This is a genomic window from Sulfurimonas denitrificans DSM 1251, from assembly GCF_000012965.1.
Lineage (GTDB): Bacteria > Campylobacterota > Campylobacteria > Campylobacterales > Sulfurimonadaceae > Sulfurimonas > Sulfurimonas denitrificans.
Genome location: NC_007575.1, coordinates 1,562,805 through 1,579,043 on the forward strand (window position 1 = coordinate 1,562,805; position 16,239 = coordinate 1,579,043).

At 33.3% G+C, this 16,239-nt stretch carries 19 protein-coding genes; 9 read left to right on the plus strand and 10 right to left on the minus strand.

Annotated features, from left to right (window positions below; translation table 11 throughout):
* Positions 1-33: 33 nt before the first annotated feature.
* Genes SUDEN_RS07765 through SUDEN_RS07780 form a run of 4 tightly spaced genes read left to right on the plus strand, consistent with a single transcriptional unit; the run spans position 34 to position 3,721 of the window.
* The gene (locus SUDEN_RS07765) at positions 34-1,155 is read left to right on the plus strand and encodes a bifunctional 2-C-methyl-D-erythritol 4-phosphate cytidylyltransferase/2-C-methyl-D-erythritol 2,4-cyclodiphosphate synthase (RefSeq protein ID WP_041672282.1); all 1,122 of its coding nucleotides are present in this window, start codon (positions 34-36) and stop codon (positions 1,153-1,155) included.
* Complete coding sequence (locus SUDEN_RS07770; RefSeq protein ID WP_041672284.1) at positions 1,152-2,039, plus strand: response regulator; 888 nt, start codon at positions 1,152-1,154, stop codon at positions 2,037-2,039. The genes SUDEN_RS07765 and SUDEN_RS07770 overlap by 4 nt, the downstream gene beginning before the upstream one ends.
* Positions 2,017-3,207 carry a sulfate adenylyltransferase gene (locus SUDEN_RS07775; RefSeq protein ID WP_041672285.1) on the plus strand — a complete coding sequence of 397 codons (1,191 nt, stop codon included), beginning with the start codon at positions 2,017-2,019 and terminating at the stop codon, positions 3,205-3,207. The genes SUDEN_RS07770 and SUDEN_RS07775 overlap by 23 nt, the downstream gene beginning before the upstream one ends.
* 7 nt (positions 3,208-3,214) lie before the next feature.
* On the plus strand, positions 3,215-3,721 hold the full coding sequence (locus SUDEN_RS07780) for a phosphatidylglycerophosphatase A family protein (RefSeq protein WP_011373119.1): 507 nt from the start codon (positions 3,215-3,217) through the stop codon (positions 3,719-3,721).
* Between the two features lie 12 nt (positions 3,722-3,733).
* On the opposite strand, the gene SUDEN_RS07785 is transcribed toward SUDEN_RS07780, so the two are convergent.
* From SUDEN_RS07785 to SUDEN_RS07800, 4 genes are read right to left on the minus strand one after another with little or no spacing between them, the layout of a single operon-like run.
* Entirely contained in the window at positions 3,734-4,237 is a 504-nt protein-coding gene (locus tag SUDEN_RS07785) for a hypothetical protein (protein ID WP_011373120.1), read from the minus strand.
* 16 nt (positions 4,238-4,253) lie between these two features.
* Complete coding sequence (locus tag SUDEN_RS07790) at positions 4,254-5,051, minus strand: hypothetical protein (protein ID WP_011373121.1); 798 nt, start codon at positions 5,049-5,051, stop codon at positions 4,254-4,256.
* Positions 5,048-6,157, minus strand: coding sequence for a 4Fe-4S binding protein (locus tag SUDEN_RS07795; protein WP_011373122.1), 1,110 nt, complete (start codon positions 6,155-6,157; stop codon positions 5,048-5,050). Before SUDEN_RS07795 ends, SUDEN_RS07790 begins: the two co-directional genes overlap by 4 nt.
* Before the next feature lies 1 nt (position 6,158).
* Positions 6,159-6,776, minus strand: coding sequence for a TorD/DmsD family molecular chaperone (locus SUDEN_RS07800; RefSeq protein ID WP_011373123.1), 618 nt, complete (start codon positions 6,774-6,776; stop codon positions 6,159-6,161).
* 249 nt (positions 6,777-7,025) lie between these two features.
* Here SUDEN_RS07800 and SUDEN_RS07805 point away from each other — a divergent pair, with 249 nt between their 5' ends.
* Both SUDEN_RS07805 and SUDEN_RS07810 read left to right on the plus strand, forming a co-directional pair.
* Positions 7,026-7,352, plus strand: coding sequence for a hypothetical protein (locus tag SUDEN_RS07805; RefSeq protein ID WP_011373124.1), 327 nt, complete (start codon positions 7,026-7,028; stop codon positions 7,350-7,352).
* 84 nt (positions 7,353-7,436) lie between these two features.
* A complete protein-coding gene (locus tag SUDEN_RS07810) occupies positions 7,437-9,335 on the plus strand; it encodes a methyl-accepting chemotaxis protein (protein WP_011373125.1) in 1,899 nt (632 codons plus the stop codon).
* Positions 9,336-9,345: 10 nt separating this feature from the next.
* On the opposite strand, the gene SUDEN_RS07815 is transcribed toward SUDEN_RS07810, so the two are convergent.
* Positions 9,346-9,714: a hypothetical protein gene (locus tag SUDEN_RS07815; protein ID WP_011373126.1), complete on the minus strand. Its 369-nt coding sequence runs from the start codon at positions 9,712-9,714 to the stop codon at positions 9,346-9,348.
* A 65-nt stretch (positions 9,715-9,779) separates the two neighbouring features.
* On the opposite strand from SUDEN_RS07815, the gene SUDEN_RS07820 reads away from it, so the two are divergent.
* Positions 9,780-10,178 carry a rhodanese-like domain-containing protein gene (locus SUDEN_RS07820; RefSeq protein WP_238374798.1) on the plus strand — a complete coding sequence of 133 codons (399 nt, stop codon included), beginning with the start codon at positions 9,780-9,782 and terminating at the stop codon, positions 10,176-10,178.
* On the opposite strand, the gene SUDEN_RS07825 is transcribed toward SUDEN_RS07820, so the two are convergent.
* Complete coding sequence (locus tag SUDEN_RS07825; protein WP_238374799.1) at positions 10,171-13,251, minus strand: efflux RND transporter permease subunit; 3,081 nt, start codon at positions 13,249-13,251, stop codon at positions 10,171-10,173. The two genes, SUDEN_RS07820 and SUDEN_RS07825, sit on opposite strands and share 8 nt — an antisense overlap.
* A 9-nt stretch (positions 13,252-13,260) precedes the next feature.
* Positions 13,261-13,734, minus strand: a complete 474-nt coding sequence (locus SUDEN_RS07830; protein WP_011373129.1) for a hypothetical protein — start codon at positions 13,732-13,734, stop codon at positions 13,261-13,263.
* Between the two features lie 84 nt (positions 13,735-13,818).
* Between SUDEN_RS07830 and SUDEN_RS07835 the strand changes: the two genes are divergently transcribed.
* Positions 13,819-14,529 (plus strand): hypothetical protein, encoded by a 711-nt coding sequence (locus tag SUDEN_RS07835; protein ID WP_011373130.1) that lies wholly within the window; start codon positions 13,819-13,821, stop codon positions 14,527-14,529.
* Here SUDEN_RS07835 and SUDEN_RS07840 read toward each other — a convergent pair.
* Both SUDEN_RS07840 and SUDEN_RS07845 read right to left on the minus strand, forming a co-directional pair.
* Positions 14,526-14,729, minus strand: coding sequence for an RNA-binding S4 domain-containing protein (locus SUDEN_RS07840; protein WP_011373131.1), 204 nt, complete (start codon positions 14,727-14,729; stop codon positions 14,526-14,528). The two genes, SUDEN_RS07835 and SUDEN_RS07840, sit on opposite strands and share 4 nt — an antisense overlap.
* A 6-nt stretch (positions 14,730-14,735) precedes the next feature.
* On the minus strand, positions 14,736-15,278 hold the full coding sequence (locus SUDEN_RS07845) for a hypothetical protein (RefSeq protein WP_011373132.1): 543 nt from the start codon (positions 15,276-15,278) through the stop codon (positions 14,736-14,738).
* Between the two features lie 227 nt (positions 15,279-15,505).
* Here SUDEN_RS07845 and SUDEN_RS07850 point away from each other — a divergent pair, with 227 nt between their 5' ends.
* Positions 15,506-15,724 carry a cold-shock protein gene (locus SUDEN_RS07850; protein WP_011373133.1) on the plus strand — a complete coding sequence of 73 codons (219 nt, stop codon included), beginning with the start codon at positions 15,506-15,508 and terminating at the stop codon, positions 15,722-15,724.
* 67 nt (positions 15,725-15,791) lie between these two features.
* Here the strand turns inward: SUDEN_RS07850 and SUDEN_RS07855 are convergent, their stop codons facing one another.
* Positions 15,792-16,208 (minus strand): GNAT family N-acetyltransferase, encoded by a 417-nt coding sequence (locus SUDEN_RS07855; RefSeq protein WP_011373134.1) that lies wholly within the window; start codon positions 16,206-16,208, stop codon positions 15,792-15,794.
* Positions 16,209-16,239 lie beyond the last annotated feature (31 nt).

A 16,239-nucleotide genomic window follows, 5' to 3' on the forward strand; every position in this document is an offset into this window, starting at 1 on the left:
AATTTCGTAACACTTTCTATTTTAGGAGCCTATTTGCATACTATTACACTTATTTTACTCGCAGCGGGTAGCTCTTCACGTTTTGAACTAGATATAAAGAAACAGTGGCTAAGAGTTGGCGATAGACCATTGTGGCATTTTGTAGCAGATAGATGCGAAAAAACAGGCTACTTTGATAAAATTATTATCACTTCTTCTCTTGATGATATAGAATTTATGAAAAATTATGCGGACTATACATTTGTTGAGGGTGGACAAACAAGACAACAATCCCTAAAAAACTCTCTTTTACATGTAGATACTGAGTATGTACTTGTAAGCGATGTAGCTCGCTCTTGCATAGATGAAGCTTTTTTAAAAAAAATAATTTCACATGTAGGCAAGAGTGACGCTGTTGTTCCTTATCTAAACATCACAGACACTATCGTATATGACGATAAAACAATAGATAGAGAGCGTGTGAAAAGAGTTCAAACCCCTCAACTCTCACTAACAACAGCTCTAAAATCAGCACTCTTAAGAGAAGAAGAGTTTACAGATGAGAGCAGTGCCATAGTGGCAAATGGAGGAAGTAGAGAGTTTATTTTAGGGCAAGAGAGTGCCCATAAAATAACTCATATAGAGGATTTAAAAAAACTCTCATGCCTTAGTGCGCCATCAAGCGACACATTAAGTGGTGTTGGTTTTGATGTCCACGCCTTTGATGATAAAGGTGAGATGTTTTTAGGTGGCATAAAGATAGATTCTGAGTATGGCTTTCTGGCTCATAGTGATGGAGATGTGGCTATTCATGCTCTAATCGACGCACTTCTTGGTGCTGCTGGCATGGGAGATATCGGTATGATGTTTCCAGACAATGATGTAAAATACAAAGGGGCAGATTCTAAAGAACTCTTAGGAACTCTTGTTACAAAACTTCGCCATTTTGGATTTGTTATAGTAAATGTAGATATAACTATTGCAGCAGAGAAACCAAGGATTGGCAATTATAAAATGGCAATGAGAAAGAAAATTAGCTCCATTTTGGGCATTGATGCTCAAAGAGTAAACATTAAAGCTACAACAACAGAGAAACTCGGTTTTATCGGTAGAGGTGAAGGTGTGGGCGTTATTGCAAATGCAAATTTAAAATATTTTGATTGGACAAAGATTTGAAGATACTTATAATAGAAAATGAAGTTTATTTAGCCCAGAGCATTGCTACTAAGCTAAGCGAATTAGGTCATGTATGTGAAATGTGTACATCTACAAGAGATGCAATAAAAAGTAACAACTACGATGTCGTACTTCTTTCAACAAATATAAATGGTCAAGATTTCAACCCTGTAATAGAGACTTTTAAGAAATCTATCATTATTTTAATGGTTTCTTATATAAGCAACGACACTGTCTCAAAACCACTCTCTGCTGGAGCTAAAGATTATATTCTTAAACCTTTTATGATTGAAGAGCTAATTAGAAAGATAAACCATTATCAAGATTATGAAAAATTAAAAAAGAGAAATATTGCATATGACAGATATTTAACACATAATTTCTCATCAATTTCTACTGAGCACAACTTTGAAAACATAGAACTTCCTCTGTTTATCTCAAGTACTTATCAAAAACATGCAGACTCTTTTGCTTTTGAATATGCAAAGAAAAAAAATCTTCCACTTCATTTCATAACTCTAAGTGATTCTAAAGCCATGAGTGAGATTGAGTCTATTACAGAGAACTCTCTTATTTACATAATAGATTTACAAATATTTAAAAAAGCAGAGAGAAAAGCCCTCTATGCTCTACTTGAAAACAAAAAAGCGATTCTATCAAGCAGTGATAAAATAGAAGATGATGAGTTCTCTATCATAGAGATGAAGAGTGAAAATAATATTTTTGATCAAGGTGAAATTTTACCAATTGAAGAGTATGTAAAGTTTATAGTTTTAAATTATCAGCATAAATTTCCAGATACAGAATTATCAAAAAAACTCGGCATTAGTCGTAAAAGTTTATGGGAAAAGCGAAAGAAGTATGACATTGTTAAGAAAAAATAAAACACTTCTTATAGACAAAGAAGCAGCCTCTGCGCTTGAACTATTAAAAGATGGGCTTTTGTCTCCCGTTGAATCACTGATGAATGAAGAGCAGAGCAAAAGTGTTCTAAAAACAGGACTCTTTAATGGCAAATCATTTCCTTTTCCTTTTATTTTAGCGCCTTCTGGAAAGATGAATTCAGAGGTTTTATCTTCACTTGAACCAAATGAAGAGGTTACTATTCTTTTTAATAACAAACCATTTGCAGAACTAAGAGTTGATGAAGTTTTTCATATAGATCCAAGTGAGAGAATAAAGCAGATATATGGAACTGATGACATATCTCATCCTGGAGTTTTTACTACACTTAAGAGAATTGGCTCTCTAGCAGTTTGTGGAGAATATACACTAGTAAATAAATCTAGCAATAACAACAAACAGGCAATAGAAGAAGCTAAAAAACTAATAGATGCAAAACATACAACTGCTCTTGTAATGGCTGCAAATCCTCTCCACCGTGCTCACGAGAAGCTGATTCGACAAACATTAGAGCATACAGATTTGCTTGTTATCTTTTTGTTAAAACCATATACAGAATCAAATCTAAACTACAACATCAGAAAAGAAACGCTTGACTATTTTATAAATAATTTTCTTACAAAAAATCATGTAGTTATTGTTCCTTTGGAAAATAGCTATATATTTGCTGGTTACAATGAGATAATCATTGATGCGATTGTTGCTAAAAATTATGGTTGCGATAAGCTAACAATTGGGCGAAATCATGCAGGTCTTGGGATGTTTTATGATTGTAATTCAAATAAATCCATAGTTGATAAAGTTGTTGGTATAGATATAGAAATTACTGTTGCAAGCGAGTATGTTTATTGCGATATTTGCACAACATTAGTCAGTAAAAACACATGCCCTCATGGACAACATCACCAAATCTCATATAGTGCCACTTCAATTTTAGAGCTTCTTGAGCTTGGTATTTTGCCACCAACTATTCTTATAAGAAAAGAGATTTCCGCTGTAATTCTCTCAAAACTTCATCAAAAAAGATTTAAAAATCTTGGAAAACTATATTATGATATTTTACCAACAGAGGGTCTCTTAGAAGAGCATACTGAGACAGATTTTTATCTTGAACTTATGAAACTCTACCAAACAACATCATTAACTTAGGATATATATGAACTGGTTTTTTATAACGCTAGGATATAGCGGGCTTGCTCCAAAAGCCCCTGGAACAGTTGGAACACTCCTCTCACTTCCTCTTGGGATGCTGATTCTTATCTATTTTGATGCACAGACTCTATTTTTGGCAACTATACTTATCTCAATTATCGCAGTTCGTGAGATAAATAAATATGAAGCAAAAAGCGGTATCCATGACGACAAGCGTATAGTTATAGATGAACTCGCTGGAATGTGGTTTGCCCTAAGTGTTGCACCTGCCATAAGTGTGAGTTTTGGCGAAGTAGCTGACTTGGAAAATGGATTTCTTATTCAAAGTCTCTTATCTTTTGCACTATTTAGATACTTTGATATAACCAAACCATCTATCATAGGGAGATTAGACAGAGAAGCTAAAGGCGGGCTTGGTGTTGTTGCCGATGACGTAGTAGCTGGTTTTGTAGCAGGTATTTTAAGTGCTCTTATTTGGCAAGGTTTTTTAGAGCTCCAAAAGATGCTCTAAAAGCGTACAGCTTTATATAGATAGCGGGTCGTCTGATGGCTCTATCTCTTCAAAGTCTTCTATTATCTGATCAAACATTTTCATACTGTTTTTTGCTTTTACTATCTGCTCTTCAAAGATTGAACTTGAAGCTGGGAATGCTTCTGCTAACTCCTCATAGATTAAAATACGCCCATTTATGTGTCTGTTTATCTCACTAAAAGCACCTCTTAAAAACTCTTTTGAATTTGTATGTCTAAATAGTGCTCTAACCATTTTAACACGCTCTTTTATAGGGATAGACTCATCTATCGCTTCTGCGATTCTTTTTATATCAAGTCTTGATAGATAAACTCCACTAATTGCTGGAGCTAAAAGTTTTGTACTTAAGGCATCTACAAACTGAGGAACGGGAACCTCATCCTCTTTATCAGTAGTTTCATCACCATTTTGTGAGCCTTCTGAATCTATTGAACAACTACTTTTTACAAATTTATCAAACTCTGCTCTTAAATCACTTAAATCTTCTCTATTCATCACTTCTCCTATTTTATTAAAATTTCATATCACTTTTATCATGCTCTAGATGTTTTTTATCTTCCAAAAACTCAAAAGTAGCTTGACTTATCACATCCAACATATCATCAAAACCCAGATAAGGAGCTCCTACTTCAAGTGCTCTTACTTTGAGTGCTGAGAACTCTTTTTTTTGTTTCATATCAAGATTAATGGGGCTTAATTTGCTAACCATAGAAAGAGAGTTAAAATCAGAAAAATCGATAACAGCATCATATAAAGACAAATCTACTTCCATGTTATCTGCAAGACGATTTATGTCCGCACTCTTCTCGCCTATTTCCTCGCAAAAGAGCATTAACTGCTCTATCTCATCAAAATAAAAACTTATATTAAACTCTTTTGCAAAAAAGAGAAATGCTCTAGCTCTCTCATCAACCCCAAGAAGTGCTACTTTTTTAACACCTTTATCTTTTAAAAATTTTACAAGAGTTTTGTATAGCAAAACATCTCCGACAAGCCTGTTTTCATCTCTTATGACAATATCACACAACCCGCTAAATTCTACAGCTTCACTCTTTTGGCTAAGAGTCTCTAAGACATTTTTCATATACTCATTTGAGATTAAAGCACCATTTACATGTGAGTTTTTCATATTTGAGAGCGTAAAGAAAAAATCATCCTCCCGTATATTCATAGGAATCATCATTGCATTTTTGTTTCTTGCTTTAAATAGCTTATTTAGTGTTGCAGAGATGCTATTTTGTCCAGCAAATTCTCCTATAAAACCATAAAGCTGTGTGTGATGTGATATCTCATTTGCATCATTCATCATGTTACATAACCTCCTTTTATTCCCCAAAGTTCTCTTGCTTCTTCATCTTCAGCTTTGCATCTGTAACAGAGTTTATCGCTAGAATTTGTACTAAAAATAACATTACACTCATCACATCTTCTCACCTTAAAAGTGATTAAATTTTGAACTGTTGGTTCAAAAAACTCCTTTACTCTATATGTAGGCGAGAGTGTAATAGCCTCTGGCTCACAAACATCATGACAAATATGGCACTTAATACACAAAAACGGATCAAACTCTATCTTAGAATTTTTAATATCAGAACTTAACGCTCCACTTGGACAGACTCTATAGCACATCTGACATGCAGTACATGTAGTCTCATTCACCATTTTCATGGATGTGAATGTGAGCTCATCTGATTCTATTATATGATAGATTGATGGTTTCTCTACACGCTTTAGAGCCGTAAAGAAGAGCTTTCTTCTATCTGTTATACGTTTTTGCTTTAGCAGTGCTATATCGCTCTTTTTGAGAGTATGCTCAACCAACTCATCTGTTGCTTTTTGTATCTCTTTTTCAAACTCTATCTTTGATTTAACTATACCCTTGAGATTTACCTTAGAGAAAAACTCTCTTCTTGAACTCTGCTCTTTTAAATCTGCCTCTTTTTCATACTTGATATACTCAAGTTTTATAACCGAGTCACTCTCCATAGCTTCAAGTATATAAGAAGCCTCTTCATAATTTTTCTCTATTTGAGGCTTGCACTTGTGTGCAATAGCGCACTCATCACAATGCCCCATATCAAAAATCATCTCTTTTTTAAGAAGAGCCATAGAGATAATATTTTCTATGTTTAGTGCCGCAATACATGGTACATTTTTTCTACATGATATAAGGTTGTCGCTATCTTCTATATAGTTAAAAAAGAAATCCGTTGTACTAAAATCATCCAAATATAGTGCTTCATTTGGACAGACACTATCACAAGCTCCACAACCTACACACGCTGAAAAGTTGATTGATGGCAAAGGGTTACCTCCAACAACTATCGCCTCAGTTGGGCAGACAATTTCACATCTGTTACACTCACTCTCCTTTGAGAGTGACCTTACGCAACGGCTTGTCCTTAGCTGTATCATCTTAAGCTTTTTGCTCTTTTGTCAAATACTCATTGTCACTAAGAATAAATTCTAATGCCAAATCAGAGGCATCATAGTAAAGAGGCGTTCTTGCTTCATACTTTACATTTATAAGATACATTGGAGCCCATCTGAGTAGATGTTTATTTAAAAATTCACTCTGTGTCTCTCTTAAGACTTTAATTGACTCTTTATCATTTGCTTCAAGAGCCTTTACCTCAGCCTCGACAAGATGATGCATAAACTCCAGCTCAACTCCAATGTGATCAGCAGATACAGCTCTTGCAGCTTCATAATCAACCACAAAGTTAAACGCACTGTACATATCAGTCACAGGATTTGCTCCGCCTGTTTCAATCTTTTGGTCTTCACGTGTGTAAAAAGTTTCATAAGGGATAAGGTGCAGTATAGATAAATTTACAAAATCTGGATTTAAATACTCCTCTAAGAGTTTTTTATCTTCAATCTCTAAAAAAGGTTCCCAAGTTTTAAGTGTTGGGAAAAAATCTAAAATATTCTCATCATTTCTTATCATACGCAACACCCCTTCATCTAACTCTTGAAGTAACACACGAGATAAAAGTGCATAAATATTTGCTCTTGCTTTGCTGTTTTGCATTCTTTTTTTCTTTATTTTGATTTTTTAGTTTATGATTCTATCCAAAAAGTCTAAATTTAGGATTATGAGTTTAAAATTTATATGCTCTCTTGCAATTGATTTAAAACAAATTTATTAGCTATTACATGTGTTAAAATTCACCTAAAAAAAGGATTTCCTATCACTTACACACTCATTCATACCATTCATATTTTTTCAGTTTTTATATATGGCGGTTTTTTATTTGTTGACATTCTCTTTTTATCAAAAATGAATCAAACACTTAATCAAGAAGAGCACACTAAAGCTAGAGAAGCGATTATGGTACATGTAAGAAAAGTTGTCCCTTATGCTCTAATGGTAGCTGTTGCTAGTGGTCTCTTTCTTTTTTCTCAAGTTTTTGGAAAAATTGAAAATGGCTCACTCTCTTACTTTCAAACACTCCTTAGCATTAAAGCTTTTTTTGGATTGTGGTTAGGATTTAGAGGAATAAACCAAAAACTTTTCAAGATAAATCCGTGGGTATTTAAAAATCACTTTTTCCCCTTTAGCCTCGTTGTCATCATTATCTTATTATCACAATTTATGTATTTATAGATAAAAGAAAAATAAGATAAATTCATAATAATATCTTTTAAAATATGCTATGATTCATTTAAATAATGTAATAAAGGCTCGTTAATGTTTAAAAATTTAAGTATTCATAAGAAGATGAACTATTTTATAGCGATGGTAACTGTCTCTGTATTCTCAGCAGCTATATCTATATTTATAGCTATGGGATATGTAGATTCTCAGTATGAACATCTACATGAAAACTCTATGATTGGTGGATTAACAACACTGAAAATAGAAAAAAACCTAAATTATGTAAGCAGACTCTCAAGAGATATTATGCTTGGCGGAGATTATGAAAAAAATTTAGCAAACCTCGAAAAAACTCTACACAACATAGAAGATGGATTTAATTCTCTTGAGATACTTATGGCAAAAGATGACTCTCTTAATATGGTTAAAGAGGCAAAAACATCAACAATGCTATTTTTAAATAATACACTTAAAATGATGAAGTCTCTTGATGCCCAAGACATAAAAGATAACAAAACTCAAATCTATGCTAACTACTCTGAAGAACTTACTCCTTTTGCAAACACATCAAGAGATTCATTTAAAAAACTTGTAGAATTTAAATCAAAAGAGCTTGAGGATGCCTCTTCTTCACTAGCTAAAGTGTTAAATGTTTTTAAATACTTAGCTCTTGTTGCTGGTATTGCTGTTGGTCTTATTGTTTTAATACTCGCAACAATTATTAGAAAATCGATAACTTCTGGAATAAATAATTTCACATCTCTTATAAGCTATGTTGCTAAAGGCGATTTTAGTCATAAGGGCAGTGAAAATGATAGAAATACAGAACTTGGAATTATGGGACATGAACTCTCTAAGCTTATAGAACATACACAAAATCTTATTCATGAGATAAATACAACAATTACAGATGCTTCAAAAGGTATCTTTTCTCATAAAATCTCATCTGATGGCATGAGCGGAGAGTTTGTAGATGCTATAGAGAGTGTTGAGAAAAGCATTGAGTTCATGAAGACTCAACATGCAAAAGCACAAAGAGATGTTTTTAACTCAAAAATCAGCACAAAGAGTGTAAATGTTTCAGAGTCACTCTCACTAATAATCTCTGATTTAAGTTCAAATATCAATGATTTAAAAACTATAACATCCGCTACAAAAGAAGCATCAGAATCTGCTATGAACTCAAAAAATGATATTTTAAATATCACACGAGAGTTAAACGCATTAACAGAGCAGGTAAATACAAACAACCACAGTATCTTAGAAATTACAAACCAAGCAAATGAGATAACCTCTGTAATTCAGTTGATTACAGATATAGCAGACCAAACAAACCTTCTAGCTCTCAACGCTGCGATTGAAGCTGCTCGTGCAGGTGAACATGGTCGTGGGTTTGCAGTTGTTGCGGATGAAGTACGTAAACTAGCTGAGAGAACACATAAAGCAACAGGTGAGATTTCAGTATCTATAAAATCATTACAACAAGATATGAATGAGATACAAACAAGCTCCGAGATGATGAAAGCAACAGTTGAAGACTCTACTCAAAAAATGAATGGGTTTGAGAGTGCTCTAATTGAACTTAGCAATAACTCACTTAAAATGGTTGACTACTCTTATGGAATGGAGAACAGCATATTTATAGTTCTTGCAAAGTTAGAACATATTTTATACAAATCACGTGTTTATAACTCTATTGTTTCACTTAAAAAAATGTTTGAACAACAAGATACTCACCAGTGCGCACTTGGTATTTGGTACGATGATGAGGGCAAGAGAAGATTTGCTGAAACTTCATCATTTAACAAATTATCAACTCCTCATGAGATAGTTCATAAAAATGCAAACGCTAATCTATTTTATTTAGATCAAAGAGCTGATGAGGAGACTCTGAAAAATTCTCAAAATATTATTAATAACTTTGATAATATGGAAAAAGCTTCTGAAGAGCTATTTGCACTCCTTGACACAATGCTTCAAGAGTCAAAATAGCTAAAAATCCCTACTCCCACTCATCATAAATTGAGCTGGAGTGTTTCTCTTTTTTGTAACGTCTTGAGTTTTTAGTTTTTTCTAACTGATTTGAGATGTATAAAATATCATCTTTAATCTCTTCTATCTCTTTATCACTATCTTGATAAGAGATAATCTTTTTTACAATTTTTTGAAGATCTTGCAAATCCCCTTTGTAAATATCTATCTCTTCAACTCTATTTAGCACTTTTTGACTATTTTGTACCTTTTTAGAGTAACTCTCTTTTGTGATATTTTGAGTAGTTAAAAGATAAGATAGAATGCTCTTATGAAATCGCTCCAATGCTCTTATGTATCGGAGTCTAAGTGAATTGTCTATAGCTTTTTGCGATGCCATCTCTAACCTATTATTTATTTATTGATACAATTATAACTTAATAACAAACCATGGAGAACAATTACTTGAAAAAAATCTTAATATCGTTTCTACTTCTGTCCGCTTCACTCTTAGCAACCGTTATAAATGAAGAAGCCTCACAACAACTAATCGATTCTAAAACTCCGATAGTAGATATAAGAACACCCGCTGAATGGAAAGAGACAGGTCTTTTAAAAGGGTCTATCCCAATTATGCTTTTTGATGAAAAAGGCAACTACGACTTAAAAGATTTTATAGATAAATTAAATAATGCAGTAGATACAAAAAAACAGTTTGCAATAATTTGCCGAACAGGGAGCAGGACTAGAGTTTTAGCACCATTTTTATCACAAAAATTAAACTATGATGTAATAAATATAAAAAGTGGCATACTATATGCCAAATTTATAAAACTTCCTATAGAACCATACTCTGCTAAATAGCTTTTTTTTCTATCTTATTTACTAACGCATAGAGCGTTGGTAGATAGACAAGATTTAAAATTGTTCCCCAAATAAGACCAAAACCTATAGAAATAGCGATTGGTTGAAGTATTACGGCTTGCCCTGTTGCGTAAAAAATAAGAGTAAAAAGTCCTAAAAATGTGGTAAGCGTTGTTATAATAATTGGACGAAGTCTAAGTTTAGCCCTTAGTAAAAACTCTTCTAATTTATGAGTGCCATGTAAAAAATCTAACATTATTATTCCATCATTGACAACGACTCCAGCAAGTCCTAATATCCCTATAATAGAAGTCATTGAGAGATTTATACCTAAAATTTTATGTCCAACTAGCGCACCTAAAACCGAGAGCGGAATAACACTCATAACCATAAGCGCATATTTTACCTTTGAAAATATCAACAAAAGAGATAAGAAAATCAAAAACAGTGCCAAAAATATAGCCTTTTGCATATCGTTTCTTAATTGCTCTTTCTTCTCTTTTTCACCCAATAACATAACATCTATACCACTCGCTCTTAGCTCATCTAGAGTTGGTTCAAGCTTGTCGAGCACCTCTTGTGAGGTTGTTTTTCTCTTATCAATAGTTGCAAAAAAGGTTTTTATAATACTTCCATTTAGTTTATTTATCTTCTCATAATCTCTTATCTCAATAATATCTGCAACTTGTGTTAATTTTACAGACTTACCCTCGCCAAAAGGAATACTAAAATTTAAAAAAGTATCAATACTATCTTTTTTAATATCCTCTGTTTTTATCTCCATCACACCTCTTTCATTGAAAGTTGTTGACTGTTTTTGCTCTAAAAAATATGCACTAAGTGTTCTAGCGATGCTAGCTTCACTAAGCCCTAAACTCTCCCCATAAGAGTTTATCTTTATCTTATACTCCATCTTTCCTAATTTTATATTATCACTAAAATTTCTAATTCCCTCAACTGATTCTATCTTCTCTTCTAACTTTTTTATCCCATCTTGGAGTAGCTCATCATTCATTCCAGATAAACTTATCTCAATATCGCTTCTTATTAACCCAGGCTTATCTTCCATAACGCCCAAATCTTCCATGTTGTATCTGTTTTTAAACTCTTTAATAATATCTCTTGCCCTTGGAGAGAGCTCATACGTCTGTTCTTTGCGTATCTTTAATGGATCATTGAAATTGAAATTCAGATTTAAAATAGGGGTTATATAACTATCTACAAAATTAGTGCTTGCTCTATCATGTAGTTCCATCGTTATCATAAAAACACCACTATTTCTTTGTGTCTCTCCAGAGAGACTTCTTCTATATCCAATAATATTGGAGATTGCTTTTAGTGAGAACTCCTCTTTATGTTTTACCAACTCATCTTCTATCTCTTGTGAGATTTTATATGTCTCTTCAAGTGGAGTATTTATATCTACCTTTCCAGATATGTAGAGAAAATTTCCATCAAAATTTGGGAAAAATTGAAATTTCATACTACTTGCCATGTATATAGAGATTATAGGAATTAGAACTAAAAAGAAAAAAAGTGATATTTTTTTAAAATGCAAAAAGCGTAAAATGACTCTCTCATACATATTTTGTAATGGAATCCAATTTACTCTATTGTTACTCTTTCTTAAATATTCATTTGCATGTAGCGGTAAAAACAAAAAGCTCTCTATAAGTGAGCCAAGCAACATTATAATTACAGTAATCGGTATAAGCAGGATAAAAAGTGCGGTCTCTCCTTGCATCATAAAGATAGGTAAAAATGCTACAACGGTTGTTAAAGTGGCAAGAGTAACAGGCAAGAGCATCTCTTTTGTTCCTCTTATAGTAGCCTCTAATCTATCCACTCCTTCATCTATATATCGCTGTATATTTTCACTTACAACAATCGCATCATCAACAACTATTCCTATAACTATGAGCGCTCCTAAGAGTGAGACAACATTTATTGAGTAACCCATATAGTAAATAAAAGTGATTCCAATAAGAAATGAAAATGGGATTCCAAGTGCTACAATAATAGCAATTCTTAGATTTATAAGAATATACAAAGATAAAAAAACCAAAATAAGACCGAGCATGAGGTTTGAGATAATAATGTCAAGTCTATCTTTAATCGGTTTTGAACTATCTTCATAAAATGTAAAATCTACATCTTTATAGTTTTTTTGTTGAGCTAAAACATACTCTTGGAGTCTTTTAGACAAAACTATAGCATCACCACTTACTCCTTTTGATATATTTAAGGAGATAGTTTTTTTACCATTATATGTAGCTAACGTGTCAATTTGCGGATACTCTATGCTGATTTCTGCAATATCTGAGAGTTTTACGTATCTGTTATCAATATTTAAAATAGCATCTCTATATCCATTGACATCAGCTTTGCCGTTTGCTGTTGAGATAAATACGAAGTTCCCTCTTTGTTCAATATCTCCAATTGGAAATATATATGAGAGATTTGAAATAGCCCCCAAAACTGCCCCATGATTTAAGCCATAAGCTAAAAGCGCTTCAGAGTTGATTTTGATTGTTACTTGTTCATCAGAATCACCGCGAATCAAAATTTCACTAACTCCAGGCACCTTTGCAGCTTTTGATTTCATATCTTGCGCAATTACACTCAATTGACCAATAGATAACACTGAAGATGAGATAGCTAGTTTTATGAGCGGTTTAGATTTTTCTAAAAGTGTGGTGAGCGGCTCATTCATATCACTTGGTAAATTTTGTCTGCTAAGTGCTACCGAATCCTTTACACGGCTAAGAGTTAGCTCTCTGTTTGCACCTTTACTTAATGTTAAAACTATCGCAAATGCACCTGGTGAAATCGTGGTTTCACTCTTATCTATCCCGTTTATGTCACTAAGAGAATCTTCTATATCGCGAACTGCCATCTTATCCATTGTGTTGGCACTTGCACCCTTATACGAGCCCATAACACTTATCTTATCGAGCTCCATATCTGGAAACATCTCTTTAGGAATATTTATATATGAGTTAATCCCCATAAATATAACAAACGCTAATAGCGCATGGTTAAGCCTACTGTTTTTTATAAAATATTCTATCAATTTCTTTGCTTATAAAAGAGATTTTATAACATTGCTTACACCTTGGTGCAAGTTATAGTTTGAGATTGGAAAATCGATAGCTTCATCTTGAAGATTTACACTATTTTTTGATAGGTAAGCTCCCAAGAGAGTAAGGTCTATCTCTTTATAATTACTACATGTAGCGCTTGAAAGCTTCGTTCTTAGCAAAATACCCGCTTCATTTGATTTTTGAATTGTAAATGCCAAACTCTTTAGACTCACAAAATCATTCCATCTAAAAAAAAGTTCAGGTGTTAGCTCATTCTCTGCTTTGCCCTCTGGATTAAAAAGCATATTTGCATCTCTTAATGGGATTAAGACACTCAAAATCGCCTCGCTAAAAGGTACAACTCTGCCTCTCCAAAATGGAGATTCATTTCTCTTTTGTAACTCATTTTCTAAAACTTCTAAAATTGTTTTCATATCTGCACTCTTAAATAGTGTATAACTCTCTTGCTTCATAATTTTTCCATTCTATTTTAAATCCGTGCCATTATAAAATCTTTTTAGTATAATTTTGCTTTTATTAATTACTAGGAGCTTAAATTGAATATATCTAAAACGTTTCTAACAAACGCTTTTGCATTAACACTTGTTCTTTTATCTTTTTTATTTGAAGGCACCATTGGCTCTTTGGCTCTGTATGGAGGTCTTTTTGCACTCTCAGGTGCACTTACAAATCAACTTGCAATCCACATGTTGTTTGAAAAAGTACCATTTCTTTATGGCTCTGGGGTTATTGCACTTAAATTCGAAGCTTTTAAAGAGTCTATCAAAACTCTTATGATGACTCAATTTTTTACAGAGGAGCAACTTGATAATTTCTTTAAAAATGAAGAGAAGAAGCTAGATTTAACACCTATAATTGAGAAAACAGATTTCTCACCAGCCTTTGATGCACTAAGCAAAACAGTAATGGAGTCATCTTTTGGAGGAATGCTAGGAATGTTTGGAGGAGCTAGTGTTTTAGAGAACTTACGTGAGCCTTTTTCTTTAAAGATGAAGAACGCTATTGTAAAAATTGTAAATACTCAAAGCTTTAATGAAACACTACAGTATCATCTTCAAAACTCATCACTAAGCAAAGATACACTCAAATCTATAGAGAACATCATAGACACAAGGCTAAATGAACTTACTCCCAACATGGTAAAAGAGATGATTCAAAAAATAATTCATGAACATCTCTCTTGGCTAGTTGTTTGGGGTGGAGTTTTTGGCGGAATTATAGGAGTAGTCAGCTCATTTTTATTTTAAGAGACCTCTATAGTTACATCCGCAACTTCTATAACATCACCTTGGCGAATTTTTGCTCTTTTTCTAAGCTCAATTTCGCCATTTCTTCTTACATGACCATCTGCAACAATCAGCTTTGCTTCAGCTCCACTATCAACTAAATCTAAAACTTTTAAAAGCTTAAAAAGCTCTATATACTCATCTTTTAGCTCATACTTCATCTCTTTTTATGCTTCTTTGTCTAAAACTGAAAAACCTAAATCGTACATAGCCTTATCTACCATCTCAGTAGCTCTTTTCATAGTCTCTTGAGATATCTCTGGAAGTTTGCCTCCCCACATCTCTTCAGCTTCTTTGAATCCTCTAAGCATTCCTTCTCTGCCAGCACGAAGCAGTTTTTCATCTCCACCTGCCCCATTTATAACAAAATCAGATATTCTTTTTGATGTTTGATCTACTCCAAAAAAACCATCTTTGCTAACCAATTCACTCGCTTCATCTTTAGACAGAGATGCTATTGGTTTTCCGTTATATCCTATATCTTTTAAAAAACTTTGAAACGACGCATAATCGTCTTTTGATGTGTTACCACCACCAAGGAGCGTGTTTTGAACTGTTGCGGAGTTAAAAGCCATTGCGTTAGCATTTTGTTTAATCTGCTCTCTTATCTCCATCGCCTCATCTTTTGAGATTTTTTCAGTGTAGAGCGTTTTAATTGGCGTTGCACTTTTTAGCGCACTTGGAAGAGTTGTATTTGATGATATTTGCATGTCATAGCCTTTAATTTAATTTACATAACACAATATCGACTTATTTATAGCTTTATTAAAGTTTTCAATTTTAAACGCAAAACTTAAAATTTCAGCTATAATTCTGCTCGATGAAAGATTTTTGTGTGCGAGTTCATCTATAGTATATTCTGCTAGACAAACGACTCTCCCTATAACTTGACTCCACTTTTTAACGAAAGTGAATTTTTACCAAAGAGGTACTACACATGGCAGAATTGCTAGACGGATCAGTTAAATGGTTCAATGAAGAAAAAGGTTATGGTTTCATTCAACAAGAAAATGGCGGTAAAGACGTATTTGTACACTTTCGCCAAGTAAACAGAACAGGACCAGGTCGTGTTTCATTATCTGAAGGTCAAAAGGTAACTTTTGAACTAGGAGAAGGTCAAAAAGGTCCTCAAGCTGAGAATGTAACTCCTTTATAGGACGTTACTTTGCGGGTTTATCCCGCAAACTTCTAAACTATTTTCCAACTATCTATTTCAAGTAAATTCAAACTCCCTTTATAAAAACAAAACTCTTTTTAAAAAAACCACTTTTTTCATAAAATCTATGAGCATCTTCTCTTTGAAATCCTGATGATAATACTATATTTTGGCACATCCCCATTTTTGCATAATCAGCCAGAAATTCAAGCATCATTTTTCCATAACCCATTCCCCTATAATCTTTACATGTTACCAAATCAAATAAAAAAAGATGCCTTTTGTCATACAAATTAGTCTGTATTGCAGCGCCTGCATAAGTTATAAGTTTTTCTCCATCCATAATTCCAAACATCTTATATTCTATACTTCTCATCTCATATATCAAGTCTTCAAACTCATTATACGAGAGTGTTGTACGAAGTTGGCAAAGAACATCGTATGCCATCTGTAACTCTTTTAAATCAAGCTCTCTTATCTGCACTCAAACCCCTTATAAATAGTAAGAATTATAA